Origin of the sequence: Pseudomonas sp. B2M1-30, assembly GCF_025447575.1 — a bacterium.
Lineage (GTDB): Bacteria > Pseudomonadota > Gammaproteobacteria > Pseudomonadales > Pseudomonadaceae > Aquipseudomonas > Aquipseudomonas botevensis.
Map to the genome: position 1 here is coordinate 202,589 of NZ_JAOEJT010000002.1, position 16,229 is coordinate 218,817.

At 60.9% G+C, this 16,229-nt stretch carries 16 protein-coding genes; 13 read left to right on the plus strand and 3 right to left on the minus strand.

What is annotated here, in order from left to right:
• The first annotated feature begins 1 nt into the window (after nucleotide 1).
• The 3 genes from cobN (at nucleotide 2) to N8H74_RS04580 (ending at nucleotide 5,519) form a co-directional block, all read left to right on the plus strand.
• Complete coding sequence (gene cobN, locus N8H74_RS04570) at nucleotides 2-3,769, plus strand: cobaltochelatase subunit CobN (protein WP_262146414.1); 3,768 nt, start codon at nucleotides 2-4, stop codon at nucleotides 3,767-3,769.
• Between the two features lie 65 nt (nucleotides 3,770-3,834).
• On the plus strand, nucleotides 3,835-4,836 hold the full coding sequence (locus N8H74_RS04575; protein WP_262146415.1) for an AAA family ATPase: 1,002 nt from the start codon (nucleotides 3,835-3,837) through the stop codon (nucleotides 4,834-4,836).
• Nucleotides 4,818-5,519, plus strand: coding sequence for a VWA domain-containing protein (locus tag N8H74_RS04580; RefSeq protein ID WP_262146702.1), 702 nt, complete (start codon nucleotides 4,818-4,820; stop codon nucleotides 5,517-5,519). The genes N8H74_RS04575 and N8H74_RS04580 overlap by 19 nt, the downstream gene beginning before the upstream one ends.
• Nucleotides 5,520-5,537: 18 nt before the next feature.
• Here the strand turns inward: N8H74_RS04580 and N8H74_RS04585 are convergent, their stop codons facing one another.
• A complete protein-coding gene (locus N8H74_RS04585; RefSeq protein WP_262146416.1) occupies nucleotides 5,538-6,761 on the minus strand; it encodes an NADH:flavin oxidoreductase/NADH oxidase family protein in 1,224 nt (407 codons plus the stop codon).
• Nucleotides 6,762-6,840: 79 nt separating this feature from the next.
• On the opposite strand from N8H74_RS04585, the gene N8H74_RS04590 reads away from it, so the two are divergent.
• Nucleotides 6,841-7,269: a MerR family transcriptional regulator gene (locus tag N8H74_RS04590; protein WP_262146417.1), complete on the plus strand. Its 429-nt coding sequence runs from the start codon at nucleotides 6,841-6,843 to the stop codon at nucleotides 7,267-7,269.
• A 321-nt stretch (nucleotides 7,270-7,590) separates the two neighbouring features.
• Nucleotides 7,591-9,150, plus strand: a complete 1,560-nt coding sequence (locus tag N8H74_RS04595; protein WP_217829763.1) for a TerC family protein — start codon at nucleotides 7,591-7,593, stop codon at nucleotides 9,148-9,150.
• 83 nt (nucleotides 9,151-9,233) lie between these two features.
• On the opposite strand, the gene N8H74_RS04600 is transcribed toward N8H74_RS04595, so the two are convergent.
• Nucleotides 9,234-10,133, minus strand: a complete 900-nt coding sequence (locus N8H74_RS04600) for a hypothetical protein (RefSeq protein ID WP_262146418.1) — start codon at nucleotides 10,131-10,133, stop codon at nucleotides 9,234-9,236.
• Between the two features lie 122 nt (nucleotides 10,134-10,255).
• Nucleotides 10,256-10,687, minus strand: coding sequence for a thioredoxin family protein (locus N8H74_RS04605; RefSeq protein ID WP_262146419.1), 432 nt, complete (start codon nucleotides 10,685-10,687; stop codon nucleotides 10,256-10,258).
• A gap of 336 nt (nucleotides 10,688-11,023) precedes the next feature.
• Between N8H74_RS04605 and N8H74_RS04610 the strand changes: the two genes are divergently transcribed.
• The 8 genes from N8H74_RS04610 (at nucleotide 11,024) to N8H74_RS04645 (ending at nucleotide 16,201) form a co-directional block, all read left to right on the plus strand.
• On the plus strand, nucleotides 11,024-11,272 hold the full coding sequence (locus N8H74_RS04610) for a type II toxin-antitoxin system Phd/YefM family antitoxin (RefSeq protein WP_217829766.1): 249 nt from the start codon (nucleotides 11,024-11,026) through the stop codon (nucleotides 11,270-11,272).
• On the plus strand, nucleotides 11,262-11,543 hold the full coding sequence (locus N8H74_RS04615) for a type II toxin-antitoxin system RelE/ParE family toxin (protein ID WP_217829767.1): 282 nt from the start codon (nucleotides 11,262-11,264) through the stop codon (nucleotides 11,541-11,543). The genes N8H74_RS04610 and N8H74_RS04615 overlap by 11 nt, the downstream gene beginning before the upstream one ends.
• Nucleotides 11,544-11,839: 296 nt before the next feature.
• On the plus strand, nucleotides 11,840-12,688 hold the full coding sequence (locus tag N8H74_RS04620) for a transporter substrate-binding domain-containing protein (RefSeq protein WP_262146421.1): 849 nt from the start codon (nucleotides 11,840-11,842) through the stop codon (nucleotides 12,686-12,688).
• A 51-nt stretch (nucleotides 12,689-12,739) separates the two neighbouring features.
• Complete coding sequence (locus N8H74_RS04625) at nucleotides 12,740-13,402, plus strand: amino acid ABC transporter permease (protein WP_217829769.1); 663 nt, start codon at nucleotides 12,740-12,742, stop codon at nucleotides 13,400-13,402.
• Between the two features lie 9 nt (nucleotides 13,403-13,411).
• Nucleotides 13,412-14,074, plus strand: coding sequence for an amino acid ABC transporter permease (locus N8H74_RS04630; protein WP_217829770.1), 663 nt, complete (start codon nucleotides 13,412-13,414; stop codon nucleotides 14,072-14,074).
• Complete coding sequence (locus N8H74_RS04635; protein WP_217829771.1) at nucleotides 14,071-14,862, plus strand: amino acid ABC transporter ATP-binding protein; 792 nt, start codon at nucleotides 14,071-14,073, stop codon at nucleotides 14,860-14,862. The genes N8H74_RS04630 and N8H74_RS04635 overlap by 4 nt, the downstream gene beginning before the upstream one ends.
• 31 nt (nucleotides 14,863-14,893) lie before the next feature.
• Complete coding sequence (locus tag N8H74_RS04640; RefSeq protein WP_007912330.1) at nucleotides 14,894-15,283, plus strand: RidA family protein; 390 nt, start codon at nucleotides 14,894-14,896, stop codon at nucleotides 15,281-15,283.
• A gap of 153 nt (nucleotides 15,284-15,436) precedes the next feature.
• The gene (locus N8H74_RS04645; protein WP_217829773.1) at nucleotides 15,437-16,201 is read left to right on the plus strand and encodes an IclR family transcriptional regulator; all 765 of its coding nucleotides are present in this window, start codon (nucleotides 15,437-15,439) and stop codon (nucleotides 16,199-16,201) included.
• Nucleotides 16,202-16,229 lie beyond the last annotated feature (28 nt).

Sequence of the window (16,229 nt, forward strand, 5' to 3'; positions counted from 1 at the left end):
CATGCACCTGCTCAGGACCCAGCCCGGCGGTTTCGTGTCGGATGACAACATCGCCGACCTTGGACAAACCCCCGCCGAACTGGTGATCCTGTGCAGCGGCGATTCCAGCCTGGCGCTGCTCGCCGAAGCGGCGCAGCAGTTGCCCGAGGATTACCCGAGCCTGCGTCTGGCCAACCCGATGCAGGTGCAGAATCACGCGTCGGTGGATCTGTACGTCGACGAAGTGCTGCGCCACGCCAGGGTCATTCTGATTTCCCTGCACGGCGGCATCGCCTATTGGCGTTACGGGGTCGAGCGTCTGGTCGAACTGGCCGAGCGCGGTGTGCAGGTGATTCTGGTGCCGGGCGATGACCGTCCCGATCCGGAGCTCAGCGACCTGAGCACCGTCGGCGCCGAGGATCGCGACCGGCTCTGGCAGTTCCTGCGCCAGGGCGGCATGGGCAATGCGCTGGATTTTTTCCGTTGTCTGGCCAACCGTTGGCTGGCGCGCGATTACACCTGGGGCGAACCGCAAACCCTGCCGCGCACGGCGATTTACCATCCCGATAAAAACACCGCCGCACTGAGCGACTGGCAAGCCGATTGGTTGCCCGAACGCCCGGTGGCGGCGGTGTTGTTTTATCGCTCGCATTTACAGGCGGCGAACACCGCGTTCATCGATGTTTTCTGCCAGCGGCTGCAGGCGGCGGGGCTTAATCCGTTGCCGATTGCCGTGGCAAGCCTCAAGGAGCCGGGTTGCCTGTCGGTGGTCGAGGACTGGCTGGATGAAGTCTCGGCCTCGGTGATTCTCAACACCACGGGATTTGCCCAGTCGAGCCCCGAGGCGCCACATCTGCGGCCGTTTCGCCGCGATATCCCGGTGATCCAGGCGATTTGCGCCCAGGACAACGAACCGGGCTGGCGCGAAAGCGAGCAGGGCCTCGGCCCGCGAGACCTGGCGATGCACATTGCATTACCGGAGCTCGACGGGCGGATCATCAGCCGCCCCATCAGTTTCAAGGACCTGGCCTGGCGCAGCGAGCGCAGTCAGTCCGATGTGGTCTGCTACCGGGCGGCGCCCGAGCGGATGGATTTTGTTGCCGAACTGGCGCGGCGCTGGAGCGATCTGGCGCGGGTGCCGAACGGCGATAAACGCATCGCGTTGATCCTCGCCAATTACCCGACCCGTGACGGGCGCATCGGCAACGGTGTCGGACTCGACACGCCGGCGGCGGCGTTGAATATCCTGCGTGCATTGCAGGCCGAGGGGTATCCGCTGACGGCGCAGTTGCCGGACAGCGGCAGCGAATTGATTCGCCAATTGCTTGGCGGCGTCAGCAACGACCTCGACACGCTGGATCAGCGGCCGTGCATGCAAAGCCTGGCGATGGATGACTATCTGGCGATGTTCAACCGCTTGCCCGAAGCCAATCGCGCGGCGGTGCTGGAGCGCTGGGGCACGCCGCAAAACGATCCGATGTGTCGCCAGGGGCGGATGATGATTGCCGGCCTGCGCCTGGGCCTGACTTTCGTCGGCATTCAGCCGGCGCGGGGGTATCAGGTCGATCCGAGCGCGGTGTATCACGACCCGGATCTGGTTCCGCCCCACGCTTATCTGGCGTTTTATTTCTGGCTGCGCCACACCTACGGCGCCCATGGCGTGATCCACGTCGGCAAGCACGGCAACCTCGAATGGTTGCCGGGCAAGGGCGTGGGGCTGTCCGAAAACTGCTGGCCGGATGCGCTGCTCGGGCCGCTGCCGAATATCTATCCGTTTATCGTCAACGATCCGGGCGAGGGCGCCCAGGCCAAGCGCCGTACCCAGGCGGTCATCATCGACCACCTGATGCCGCCGCTGACCCGCGCCGAAACCTACGGCCCGTTGCGCAACCTGGAACTGCTGGCCGACGAGTATTACGAGGCGCAACTGCTCGATCCCCGGCGTGCCCGGGAATTGCAGCGCGACATTCTGCAGCTGGTGCGCGAGGCGCAGATCGACCGCGAATTGCAACTCGACGCCAGTCTCGACAGCGACGCCGATGCCGCGATCTGGCTGCCACGGCTGGACACTTATTTGTGTGATCTGAAGGAATCGCAGATCCGCGATGGTCTGCACATCTTCGGTGAATCGCCGGCCGGGCAGTTGCGCATCGACACGTTGCTCGCGTTGCTGCGTATTCCGCGTGGGGATGGCAAGGGCGCGCAGTCGAGTTTGTTGCGGGCGTTGGCGAAGGCGTTTGCACTGGGCTTCGATCCACTGGATTGCGCACTCGCCGAGCCTTGGGTTGGCCTTCGTCCAGATGAATTGCAAGCCGTGAGCGATGATATCTGGCGCTCCGCCGGGGACACTCGCGAACGTCTTGAGTTGTTCGCCGCGCAACTGATTACGCAGGCGCTGACCCACTCGGTTCCGCACGAAACGCAATGGTCTGAAGTCAACACAATACTCAGCCACCTGCGCGAAGTCGTCGCCCCACGCCTCGACGCCTGCGGCCCCGCCGAAATGCGTGGTTTGCTCGATGCCCTGAGCGGACGTTTCGTCCCCGCCGGCCCGAGCGGTGCACCGAGTCGCGGACGCCTCGATGTATTGCCGACCGGGCGCAACTTCTACTCGGTGGACGTGCGCAACCTGCCGACCACCACCGCGTGGCGCATCGGTTTCCAGTCGGCCACCCTGATTCTCGAGCGGCATTTGCAGGATCACGGCGATCATTTGCGCCAGCTCGGTCTGTCGGTCTGGGGCACGGCGACCATGCGTACCGGCGGCGATGACATTGCCCAGGCGATGGCGTTGATGGGTGTGCGTCCGGTGTGGGCCACCGGCAGTCAGCGGGTCGATGATTTCGAGATTCTGCCGTTGAGCCTGCTCGACCGGCCTCGGGTCGATGTGACGTTGCGGGTTTCCGGATTTTTCCGCGACGCCTTTGCCAATCTGATCCGGCTGTTCGATGCGGCGGTACAAGCCGTGGCGGAGCTGGATGAGCCGGACGACCTCAATCCGCTCGCCGCCAGGGTCCGAGCCGAGCGCGAAGCCTTGTTGCAATCCGGGCTGGACGAAGACGCAGCGCGGCGTCAGGCCGGCTGGCGGATCTTCGGCGCCAAACCCGGTGCCTACGGCGCGGGCGTGCAGGGCGCCATCGACGGTCGCCTGTGGCAGAGTCGCGAGGATCTGGCCGAGGTCTACCTGAACTGGGGCGCCTACGCTTACGGCGGTTCCGACGAAGGCACTGCGGCCCGCGAACAGTTCGTCCAGCGCCTGAGCCAGGTGCAAGCCGTGTTGCAGAACCAGGACAATCGCGAGCATGACCTGCTCGACTCCAACGACTATTACCAGTTCCAGGGCGGCATGCTCGCGGCGGTGGAGAGCCTGCGCGGCGAAGCGGCGGCGAGTTATCACGGCGATCACAGCCAACCGGACCTGCCGAAGATCCGCACCTTGAAGGAAGAACTGAACCGGGTGATCCGCGCCCGGGCGGCCAATCCGAAATGGATCGACGGGGTCAAGCGTCACGGCTATAAAGGCGCGTTCGAACTGGCGGCGACGGTCGATAACCTGTTTGCCTTCGATGCGACCACGCAGTTGATCGACGATCACCAGTACGCGTTGCTGGCCGATGCCTATTTGCTGGACCCGGCGACCCGGGATTTCGTCCGCGAGCACAATCCCCATGCACTTCGGGACATGACTGAGCGGATGCTCGAGGCGCAGCAGCGCGGGATGTGGAAGGCGCCCGGGGATTACCGCGAGGCGCTGGAGAATCTGCTGCTGGATATTGAGGAAGAGGGGTGACAGTTTCAAAGCCCCTCACCCTGTAGTTCCAACGCACACCGAAGACCACGACAGAGAAAATCCAGATGACCGACACCCCCCATTTCCCGCTCTCCGCCGTGGTCGGCGCCGATGACCTCAAGCTCGCCCTGTACCTCACCGCCATCGACCCGAAAATCGGCGGCGTGCTGATCGAAGGCCCGCGTGGCATGGCCAAGTCGACCCTGGCCCGAGGCCTGGCGGATCTGCTCGCCAGCGGTCAGTTCGTCACCTTGCCGCTGGGCGCCACCGAAGAGCGGCTGGTCGGCACCCTCGACCTCGACGCTGCACTGAGTGACGGTCGCGCGCAGTTTTCTCCCGGCGTGCTGGCGAAGGCTGATGGCGGTGTGTTGTACGTCGATGAAGTGAACCTGCTGCCGGACCATCTGGTGGATCTGCTGCTCGATGTCGCGGCCAGCGGCACCAACCTGATCGAGCGCGACGGCATTTCCCATCGGCATTCGGCAAAGTTCGTCCTGATCGGCACGATGAACCCGGAAGAGGGCGAGCTGCGCCCGCAATTGCTGGATCGTTTCGGCTTGAACGTGGCCCTTGGCGGTCATACCGCGCCGACCGAACGCGGGCAGATCATCCGCCGTCGTCTGGATTTCGACAGTGACCCCCAAGGGTTCTGCGCGCAGTGGGAAACCGAGCAAAAGGCGCTGCGCGCGCGCTGCGAAAACGCCCGCAAGGCGTTGCCGGGCATTCCTTTGGATGACGCCGCGTTGGCGCAGATTACCGAGCGTTGCTTTGCTGCTGGCGTCGACGGTTTGCGCGCCGATCTGGTTTGGTTACGGGCAGCGAGGGCGCACGCGGCCTGGCGTGGCGCTGCGCAGATTGCCGAGCAGGACATCGACGCTGTGGCCGAATTCGCCCTGCGTCATCGCCGCCGTGAACAGGCCGCGCCGAGTCCGCAACAACCGCCGCAATCGCCGGCCACCCACCCGGCCAATCCGAGTGAAGGGCAGGGCCAGTGGGGCGATTTGCCGGCGCCGGCACTCGCCACCGGCGCGCGCCGTGAAGTGCCGGGCTGGCCAAAAAAGCCTTAGGCATTCGCCCCCGATCCGACGCGGGGGCGAATGCCAGACCCCGCGCCGGTCGGCTGGACAATGGCCGCCAGGGCAAGCGTCACGCCGCGCGCAGCGGTTCGGTCAACTGGCCGGCAACGCTGCTCAACGGACGCCCCCGGAGCCGTGCCGATCTGCTGTTCCAACTGCGTACCCGTACGCCTCACGAGTTGTGGCTGGTGATCGTCGATGCGTCGGCCTCGACCCGACGTCATCAAGCGTTGAGCGATGCCAAGGGCTTGCTCGCGCAGTTGTTCGATGACGCCTACCGACAGCGCGCGCGACTGGCCTTGCTGACCGCCAGCGGTAGCGTGCCGCAATGGCAAGTCCAGGGGTTGAAGGCCTCCAGCGGATTGCGCCTGTGGCTCGATGGTCTGGGTGCGGGCGGCGGCACACCGTTGCGCGCGGCGCTGGTGCAGGCCGAGCAATGGTTGACGGTGCGGCGCAAGCGCTTTCCCGCCGAGCAGCAGCGCTTGTTGGTGGTGACTGATGGGCGCTTGAAAGCCTTGTCCGGACTGCCGGTGCTGGCGTGTCCGGGGTTGTTGATCGATATCGAGCGCGGGCCGATCCGCCTGGGCCGGGCCAAAGAGCTGGCGCAGGCGTTGGGCGCGGATTATCGGCATATCGATGGGTTGGATTCGGTCACAGGAATCAGCGGCGGCTGAGTCAGTGAGCCTCAGCCCTCACACCTCCATCGCCTGCCGATACTGCCGGGTCCGACGACCCAGATAGATCTGGTCACGAATCAGCGCCCACAGCGCCGACACCCCAGGACGCGGTGTGCGTCCACGGCTCAAACGATCCATCTGAAACCGCACCACGGCCATGTTCGCCAACGATGCCAGCGCTTTGCGTTTCCAGCGGATCGGTGGCAATTGCGGCTGGCTGTCACGGCCTTCGCGCCAGTGCTTGACCAGATGTGGCTCGATGGCCAGCGCCGTGGCGATCCCGGCCATGGCGACACCACTGTCCAGCACTTGCTCGACAATCGGCAGACGGCGAATCCCGCCCGTGACCATCACCGGCATCCGCGCCACGCTGGCGAGTTCACCGGCCATTTCCAGAAAGTACGCCTCACGGGCCAGAGTCCGTCCGTCGCGCGCTTCGCCCTGCATGGCCGGAGCTTCGTAGCTGCCGCCGGAGAGTTCGAGCAGGTCGATCGGTAATTCGTTGAGCCACTCGATCACCTGATGCGCGTCGTGGGTGTCGAAGCCGCCGCGTTGAAAATCCGCCGAATTGAGCTTCACCGCCACGCAGAACTGCGGCGAAACCGCCTGACGCACCGCTTCGACCACCGACAGCAGCAGGCGCGCGCGGTTTTCCAGGGAGCCGCCCCAGCGGTCGGTGCGGCGATTGCTCAGCGGCGAAAGGAATTGGCTCAACAGATAACCGTGCGCGGCATGAATCTGCACACCGCTGAAACCTGCTTTCTCGGCGAGGGCGGCACTGGTGGCGAAACGCTGGATGACCTCTTCGATGTCGTCTTCGGTCATGGGTTTGGGTTGGGCGAACATCTTCGAGAACGAACCCATTTCCAATGCGACCGCCGACGGCGCCAGGGCTTGCTGGCCGAGTTTGGCGAAGGTCTGGCGGCCGGGATGATTGAGCTGCATCCAGAACTGCGCGCCGCCGCTGCGACCAATCTTCGCCCACTGTTCGAAACGACGCAGATGCCTCTCGTCTTCCAGTACCACGCCGCCGGGGCCGGTCATCGCGCGACGGTCGATCATCACGTTGCCGGTCAGCAACAGCCCGCTGCCGCCGTCCGCCCAGGCTTGATACAGATTGAACAGCGCTTCGGAAGGTGCCTGCTCGCGATCGGCGAGGTTTTCTTCCATGGCGGCTTTGGCGATACGATTGCCGACGTTCTGACCGTTGGGCAGTTGCAGAGTTTGGAAGGGCGACATGCTTGACTCCTCATCAGTGATGGGGAGAGGCTAAGCTTAAAGTTAACTTTAATGTCAAGCGTGTAAATCGAGGGTGAAAATGAAGATTGGAGAACTGGCGCAACAGAGTGGCCTGAGCGCTTCGCGAATCCGTTTCTATGAAGCTCAGGGACTGATCCCCAAGGTCGAGCGTCTGGGCAATGGTTATCGGCGTTATCCGCCGCAAGTGCTGCAATCGCTCCACATCATCCAACTCGCGCAGCAGGCCGGATTCAGCCTTGAAGAACTCAAGGCGCTGTTGCCGGACAGCGCCACCGGCGAGTTCAAGGAAGAGGAACTGGTGACTGCCTTGACGCGCAAAGTCGAACAGATCGAAGCGATGCAGGCGCACCTTGCGCAGAGCAAGGCCCATCTGTTGGCAACGATCGAAAACGTTCGCTCCCGGCCCGAGGGCATGAGTTGTGGCGCGAACGCCGACCGGATGCTGGAAAAACTCAAGCTGCGGGACGGATCGTCAGAGAATTCATAAGCGCCACAGATCCCTCGTGGGAGCGGACTTGCCCGCGAAGTTTTTGAAGGCTGTACAGATTTTGAAATGATTTCCGGCTGTGGGAAAAGTTACCTCAGCCTGTACTCTGCGAGTCCTTTTTTCCTTTCAGGACTTGCATGAACACCCTCACGGAGCCCCCCAGTTACCCCTTCACCTCGCGCCATGGCGCGGTCTTGACGCACTCGCAGCATCCGGTCTTCCGACTTCCGACTATCGTTGACAGCGCAGCCTTCGAGCTTTCGCGCCGCGCTTTGCCGTGTCCGGCAGCCTGAATTCACTGAAGAGAGATCGAGACATTTTATGGAATGGTTAGCGGATCCCACGGCCTGGTTGGGCTTGTTGACATTGATCGTGCTGGAGTTGGTGCTGGGCATCGACAACCTGGTGTTCATCGCGATTCTGGCGGACAAGTTGCCGCCCCATCAGCGCGACCGCGCGCGAATTATCGGCCTGAGCCTGGCGTTAATCATGCGCCTGGGCCTGTTGGCGAGTATTTCCTGGCTGGTCACCCTTACGCAGCCGTTGTTCGAAGTGTTCGGCAAGAGCTTCTCCGGCCGTGACCTGATCATGCTGTTCGGTGGTGTGTTCCTGTTGTTCAAGGCCACCATGGAGTTGCACGAACGGCTGGAGGGCCATGTCGGCCAGCGCACCAGCAACACCGCTTATGCATTGTTCTGGCCGATCGTGGCGCAGATCGTGGTCCTTGACGCGGTGTTCTCGCTGGATGCGGTGATTACCGCTGTGGGCATGGTCGATGAACTGGCGGTGATGATGATCGCGGTGATCATTTCCATCGGCCTGATGATCGTCGCCAGCAAGCCGCTGACTCGCTTCGTCAACGCGCACCCGACGGTGATCATGCTGTGTCTGGGCTTCCTGATGATGATCGGTTTTGCCCTGACCGCCGAAGGTCTGGGCTTCCACATCCCGAAAGGCTACCTCTACGCGGCAATTGGTTTCTCGATCCTGATCGAGGTCTTCAACCAGATCGCCCGGGCCCGACGCAAGCGTTCGATGCAGGGCCTGCGTCCGATCCGTGAGCGCACGGCGCATGCGGTCATGCGTTTGTTGGGCGGACGCAAGCTGGCGGTCGAGGAGGTCGGCGAGGAAATTTCCGACTTGCTCGACGACGGTGAAGCGCCGAATGCGGAGCTGTTCGACCGCCGTGAACGGGTGATGATCAGCGGCGTGCTGCAACTGGCCGAGCGCCCGATCCGGACCTTGATGACCGCGCGAGCCGATGTCGATCACGTTGATTTGGCCGACGATACCGAGACGATTCGTACACGATTGATGCACTCGTCCTACTCGCGCCTGCCGCTGATTCGTAACGGCGCGGTGGATGAACCGCTGGGCTTCGTGCACAAGAAGGAATTGCTCAAGGAATACCTGGCCGGCAATGAGCCGAACCTGGAACACTTGGCGCGCAAGACCATCAACCTGCTCGACAGCTACTCGATCCTCAATGCGCTGGAGCAGATGCGCGCGGCGTCGACCCACATTGCGTTCGTGGTCAACGAGTTCGGCGACTTTGTCGGCGTCCTGACCATGACCGACATTCTTGAGTCGATCGCCGGTGAACTGCCGGACGCCAGCGAAATCGCCGGTCCGGACGTGGTCGAGGAGCAGGGCGGATTTGTGGTCAACGGTGCCTTGAACCTGGCGCGGATCCGCCAGCACACCGGTTTCGGTGCCGAGCCGACCGAGGACTACCAGACCCTGGCCGGGTTGGTGATGAGTCTGCTGGATCGCTTGCCGATCAAGGGCGACCGCCTGGTGCATGACGGCTGGGGCATGACCGTGATGGCGGTCGAGGAGCGCAGGGTGACAAGGGTATTGCTGGTGCGCGAGGCGGATTGATGATCGATGCGCGGTGTTCCGGGCGTTTGCCTGGAACACCGTGCTTGTTGCCGGTCCAGGTTATCCGGCGTTATTCGAAAGGTTTAGCGTTTAGCACTCAAACCGCTCGGGTTGGAGAAGCGATCGTTTTCGCTACCCTTTGTCGAGTCAGGTTTCGGCCGAATAGACTTCAGTGTTGGTAACACATCCTTCAAGAGCGGCCCCAGTTTCTTGAAATTGTTTAAATATGCATTCAGAAGTTCTTTTCCATCGTGTTCGAGGGATTGCCGGAACAGACGTGACATGCTCAGCACGTCGAGCAAATCACTAAACGGCCAGAAAATGCCGTCTTGGGTGGCGATGGCAACTTTCATCGGGTGCCCGGCACCCCCTTCGGTTGCTTCGTGCAGGCGACCCAATAGCTGAAGGTAGGCGAGCATTTCAGTGAATTCCCAGCCGACCTGCCCCCGCAATAGTTTTTCAACCGAAATCTCGCCAGTCTTGTCGACGGTGCTACCGAAGATATTCAAGTACGGGTGAGCCGTCAGAGCCAGCGCTCGTCCTTCGCCAAAGGCGTTGACACCCTTGCTCTGTGCCTTGGCATCGGCTCTTTTTCCGACCACCAGAAAGTGACCGGCCTTCGACAGCGTCACGAATTTTTCGTGTTCCTGCTTGCCTGGATCCACCAGCGACATCAGATCAAAGATGAACTTGCCCGATTCCGTGGACGATTTGGAAAGGCCGGATTTGAATTCCAGTAAAAAGTAACGCTGTTGCGCCGAGGTCAGTACATCTCCAGTGGCATTTTCCGCAGCCCCGTCCAGCTTTGCGAGCAGCGGTGGAGCCGGAGAACACAGTTTGCGCTGGAGGAAGCTGGCCACTGAATTGTCAATCGTCAGGGAGTCCATGAACTGCGCCACGGTTTTCTGCCATTGAAGGTCCCTGAACGCGAGGATCAGTGTGTCCTCCCATGGAAACCTGTTTTTTGATGTGGATCCGCTCAAGGCTCAATTCCCTTTTGATGAAAGTGATAGCAACACGCCATTATCCATGGGCGGGCATCCGGGTAAAACCATTGAAGCCTGATTGAGAGTCCACTGCTTTTATGGCTCTGGGTGGGGCACTTTCAGGCGAAGCTCCGTCGACGTACATCGGGAATGGTGCGCAGGGTGCAAAGAGTGCGGCGCAGCCAGGCGAGATCGTGCAGCCGCTTGCGCCGTGGGGCCGGTGGTTTGACCTTGCCGATGTGCTCGGCGAAGACCCGAACCAAGGTGCCCTCGTCACGGATGCCTTTAAGGTGTTTCAACAGTTTGCCGTCCTTGTAGAACAGCATTGTCGGCGTCCCGGTGACCTTCGGATGGCGCGGGCACTCGCTGGTATTGAGCATGTAGATGCTGGCCCGATGCCGATACGGCTCGGCAACCCGGCGAAAGATCGGCCCGGCGATTTCGCAGGCAAAGCAATGCTGATTGGCGAAATACAGGATGACCGGGCGCCAGGTGTGGAGGGCTTTGCGATAGACCGGAGGCAGGCTTGGCTGCTTGGAGTTCCTGCTCATCGGTGTCTCCTTGTGAGTGATCGTCAGCGATCTCTCGACCTTAAGGTCAGAAGACAAACCGGTCTACTGTCAGAAATTACAGGTGTTAACGGGCGCATCAGAAACCTATCTCTCCGAAGAGCAGGAAAAATCTGACAACTGATAGAGAAATGCAGAATCGTGAGCCGTGGTAGGTTTTAAGTCGTTTTTTCTAATGCAATCATATGCGGCTTGAATGGGAAATTGAGGGTTATGAACACGGATCCTGATGTAGCTTTTACATCCAAGAGGTATAGGTCGGGTGCGCCTTGGAGTGCTACTTTTAGCACCTTTCAAAGCACTCTTAGGAGCAATCTCATGACGCATATCGTTCTTTCGCAGGTGGTGGCCAGCATTTCTGAACTAAAAAGAAACCCTATGGGCACAGTAGCCGCCGGGGGCGGGCTCTCCGTGGCTATCCTGAACCGGAATGAGCCGGCGTTTTACTGCGTCCCTGCCAAGGCGTATGAGGCAATGATGGCGCGCCTGGAAGATCTCGAACTGATCGCTCTTTGTAAAGAGCGAGAGAACGATCCTACTGTGAAGGTCTCGATTGATGACCTATGAGTTGGAGTTTTCTGAGAAGGCCTGGAAGGAATGGAAGAAACTCGCAGCGGATCTGAGGGCACAGTTCAAGAAGAAACTTCAGGAGCGACTGGTCAATCCGCATGTTTCCGCTGATCGACTTCGAGGTTTGGGGAATGCATACAAGATCAAACTTCGGGGGGCGGGGTATCGAATGGTTTATCGCGTCAGGGATGAAGCATTGATCGTCACTGTAATCGCGATAGGAAAAAGAGAGCGGGACGACGTTTACAAAGACGCGGCCAAGCGTTGATGGTGAAAGCTCAAAACTGAACGTCTTTCCGGTTCCCTGGCAATGCTGCACCGAACCAGTTCAACCGAACCCAATTGGGAACCTGCTACTCGACCGATGTAGCCAACGGTAGCGCAGCGAGAATGACACCTCGCGTAACACACATCACCCAATTCTCCGCATCCCCTTGATTCCAAAAACATTTCAAACCTCTACAGATTCCTCGCGAATCCTGTGGCACACTTTCTGCTGTCTATTCCGTTGTTACAAACCATGTTCCGGTATAGCGGAATAAACATTCTCCTGGAGTGCTTGCCATGCATCGCCGACCTTCCTTGTTAAAAGCATGTGTTTTTGTTTTCGCGGCTTCGTCCGCTGTCATGGGCATGGCCCAGGCAGCCGACAGTAAGCTCGACAGCGTTCTGGCCCGTGGAAAACTGATTGTGGGCACCGGCAGCACCAATGCGCCGTGGCACTTCCAGGGTGCGGACGGCAAGTTGCAGGGCTTCGATATTGATATCGCCAGGATGGTGGCCAAGGGATTGTTCAATGATCCGAGCAAGGTCGAATTCGTGGTGCAGTCGTCTGATGCACGGATTCCCAATCTGCTGACCGACAAGGTCGACATGAGCTGCCAGTTCATCACCGTCACCGCCAGTCGCGCGCAACAAGTGGCGTTCACCTTGCCTTACTACCGCGAAGGCGTCGGTCTGCTGCTGCCGGCCAACAGCAAGTACAAGGAAATCGAAGACCTCAAAGCCGCCGGTGACAGCGTGACGGTGGCCGTGCTGCAGAACGTATACGCCGAGGAACTGGTGCATCAGGCGCTGCCCAAGGCCAAGGTCGACCAGTACGACAGCGTCGACTTGATGTATCAAGCCGTGAACTCCGGTCGCGCCGATGCCGCCGCCACCGACCAGTCCTCGGTCAAATACCTGATGGTGCAGAACCCTGGCCGCTACCGCAGCCCGGCTTACGCCTGGAGCCCGCAGACCTATGCGTGCGCGGTCAAGCGCGGCGATCAGGACTGGCTGAACTTCGTCAACACCACCCTGCATGAAGCCATGACCGGCGTTGAGTTCCCGACCTACGCGGCCTCGTTCAAACAGTGGTTCGGCGTGGATCTCCCAAGCCCGGAAATCGGTTTCCCTGTTGAATTCAAATGATCCCGTGAGAGTGGGGCGCCGCTGCGCGCTCCGCTCAAGGTACTGCCGACCATGAACTATCAGTTGAACTTTGCCGCCGTGTGGCGCGATTTCGACACCTTGCTGGCGGGGCTCGGTCTGGGCCTGGAACTGGCATTGGTGTCGATCGCCATCGGCTGCGTGATCGGCCTGCTGATGGCGTTTGCCTTGCTGTCGAAGCATCGCGCCCTGCGGGTGCTGGCATCGGTGTACGTGACGGTGATCCGTAACACGCCGATTCTGGTGTTGATTCTGTTGATCTACTTTGCATTGCCGAGCCTGGGCATCCGTCTGGACAAGATTCCCTCGTTCATCATCACCCTGTCGCTGTATGCCGGGGCGTACCTGACCGAAGTGTTCCGTGGCGGCTTGTTGAGCATTCCGAAAGGGCAGCGCGAAGCGGGGCTGGCCATCGGCCTGGGTGAGTGGCAGGTGAAAGCCTACGTCACCGTGCCAGTGATGCTGCGCAACGTGTTGCCGGCGCTGTCGAACAACTTCATTTCGCTGTTCAAGGACACGTCGCTGGCCGCCGCAATCGCGGTGCCGGAGCTGACCTATTACGCGCGCAAGATCAACGTCGAGAGCTACCGGGTGATCGAAACCTGGCTGGTGACCACGGCGTTGTATGTCGCGGCCTGTTACCTCATTGCCATGCTGCTGCGGTTTCTCGAGCAGCGTCTGGCGATCCGCCGCTAGGAGGCTGCGATGTACGAATCCCCCAGTTGGTTGCATGAGTTGTGGATCGCCCGCGAAGCCTTGTGGCAAGGCTTTCTGACCAGCGTGCAGGTGTCGGCGCTGGCGATTCTGTTCGGCACGCTGGTCGGTGTGTTCGCCGGCCTGGTGCTGACCTACGGCAAGTTCTGGATGCGCGCGCCGTTCCGCTTTTACGTTGACCTGATTCGCGGCACGCCCGTGTTCGTGCTGGTGCTGGCCTGCTTCTACATGGCGCCGGCGCTGGGCTGGCAGATCAGCGCGTTTCAGGCCGGCGCCCTGGGCCTGACGCTGTTCTGCGGCTCCCACGTGGCTGAGATCGTGCGCGGTGCGTTGCAGGCCTTGCCTCGCGGGCAGATGGAAGCGAGCAAGGCCATCGGCCTGACGTTTTATCAGTCCCTCGGCTATGTGCTGTTGCCCCAGGCGTTGCGGCAAATCCTGCCGACCTGGGTCAACTCGTCCACCGAAATCGTCAAGGCGTCGACGCTGCTCTCGGTGATCGGTGTGGCCGAACTGCTGCTCAGCACCCAGCAGATCATCGCGCGGACGTTCATGACCCTGGAGTTCTATCTGTTCGCCGGTTTTCTGTTCTTCGTCATCAACTACGGCATCGAATTACTCGGCCGGCACATTGAAAAGCGGGTGGCCTTGCCATGACTCAAGCTCAAGTTGCTTCACAGACTCAACCGCTGCTGGACATCCGTGGCCTGCACAAACAATACGGCGCGGTGGAAGTGCTCAAGGGTGTCGACCTGAGCATGCAGCGCGGCAATGTGGTGACGCTGATCGGCTCCAGCGGTTCGGGCAAGACCACGCTGCTGCGTTGCGTGAACATGCTCGAAGAGTTCCAGGGCGGGCAGATCCTGCTCGACGGCGAATCCATCGGCTATGACGAACTCAACGGCAAACGCGTGCGTCACGCGGAAAAAGTCATCGCCCGCCATCGCGCGATGACCGGCATGGCATTCCAGCAATTCAACCTGTTTCCGCACCTCACCGCGTTGCAGAACGTCACCCTCGGCTTGTTAAAGGTGAAGAAGATGCACAAGGACGAGGCCGTTGCGCTGGCCGAAAAGTGGCTGGAGCGGGTAGGCCTGTTGACGCGGCGTGATCACTTTCCCGGTCAGTTGTCCGGCGGCCAGCAGCAGCGCGTGGCGATTGCCCGGGCCATTGCGATGAACCCGAGCCTGATGCTGTTCGACGAAGTCACCTCGGCCCTTGACCCGGAGCTGGTCGGCGAGGTGCTGAACGTGATCAAGGGCCTGGCCGAGGACGGCATGACCATGTTGCTGGTGACCCACGAAATGCGTTTTGCCTTCGAGGTCTCGGACAAGATCGTTTTCATGAATCAGGGGCGTATCGAAGAGCAGGGACCTCCCAAGGAACTGTTCGAACGCCCGCAATCGCCGCGTCTGGCTGAGTTTCTCAAAAGCACGCGGTTCTGACTTTTCACTTTTTCAATCAGGAGAAACATCCATGAGCATTACTCGATACGGCACCGGCAGCACCGCCGCCGGCGGCCAGCCACGTCCATTCGCGCGCGCAGTTGAAGCCGATGGCTGGCTGCACGTTTCCGGCCAGGTGCCGGCGGTGGATGGCGAGATCATTGTTGGCGGCATCGTCGAGCAGACTCACCAGACCATGAAGAACCTGATCGCGATTCTCGAAGAGGCCGGTTATGGCCTGGAAGATGTGGTGCGGGCCGGGGTGTGGCTGGACGATCCACGGGATTTCAGCAGCTTCAACAAGGTGTTTGGCGAGTACTTCAAGCCTGAGCATGCACCGGCCCGGGCCTGTGTGCAGGCGAGCATGATGGTCGACTGCAAGGTCGAGATTGATTGCATTGCATACAAGAAGAAGGCTTGAGCGCGGCGTCGGCTGACCGGGCGTAGCCCCTCACCCTGACCCTCTCCCGAGGGAGAGGGGACTGGTTTGGGCGAGGGGTGAGGGCTGCGACCCAACTGACACAACGCCAAGGGCCAGTTACCATCCCGGCACTTTGAATGGGAATCCAATGACATGACCGAAGACACCATCAAGCGCCGGGCACGCGGTCTGGACCGGGCGTTCGACATCCTCGATTTTCTCAAGGAAATCGGCCAGCCATTGCGCCCGAACGACATCGCCAACGGCATCGGCAGCCCGAAATCCACGGTCTACGAACTGGTCGCCTCGTTGCTCGAACGACGGATTCTCGAACCGGTGGGCAAGGAGGGTCACGTCTATCTCGGTCGCCAGCTCTACTTCCTCGGACAGGCGCACCTGCGGCATTTCGATCTCAGTCGCGAGGCCGATCACGCCTTGCAGGAAATCGTCAGCCAGACCCGGGAAACCGCGCAGATGTGCCTGCTCAACGGGCGCAAATACACGGTGGCGCTGATGAAGGAAGGGGAGCGGCATTTCCGTATTTCTTCTGACATCGGCGAGAATGCGCCGATCCCCTGGACCGCGTCCGGACGCCTGTTGCTGGCGCACCTGAGCGACCAGCAGATCAGCGACCTGATCGACCCCGACGATTTCATCCTGCCCGACGGCGAACGCTTGCCGATGGAGACGTTTCTCAAGGAAATCCGTCAGGCCGGGCTCGACGGTTTCTTCTCCTTCGACAGCGTCGCCGACACCTTCACCCATTGCTTCGCCGCGCCGGTCAAAGACCCCGGCGGCATTGCCATTTGTACCCTGTGCATCGTCGCACCGCGCGCCGATGCGAAGAACAATTACAACGACTACCGCCGGGTCTTGATCGAGAGCGCCAACAGCCTCGCCCGGCGGATCAACGAATAAACGCGACCGCCAGCGGACGCGAATGCGA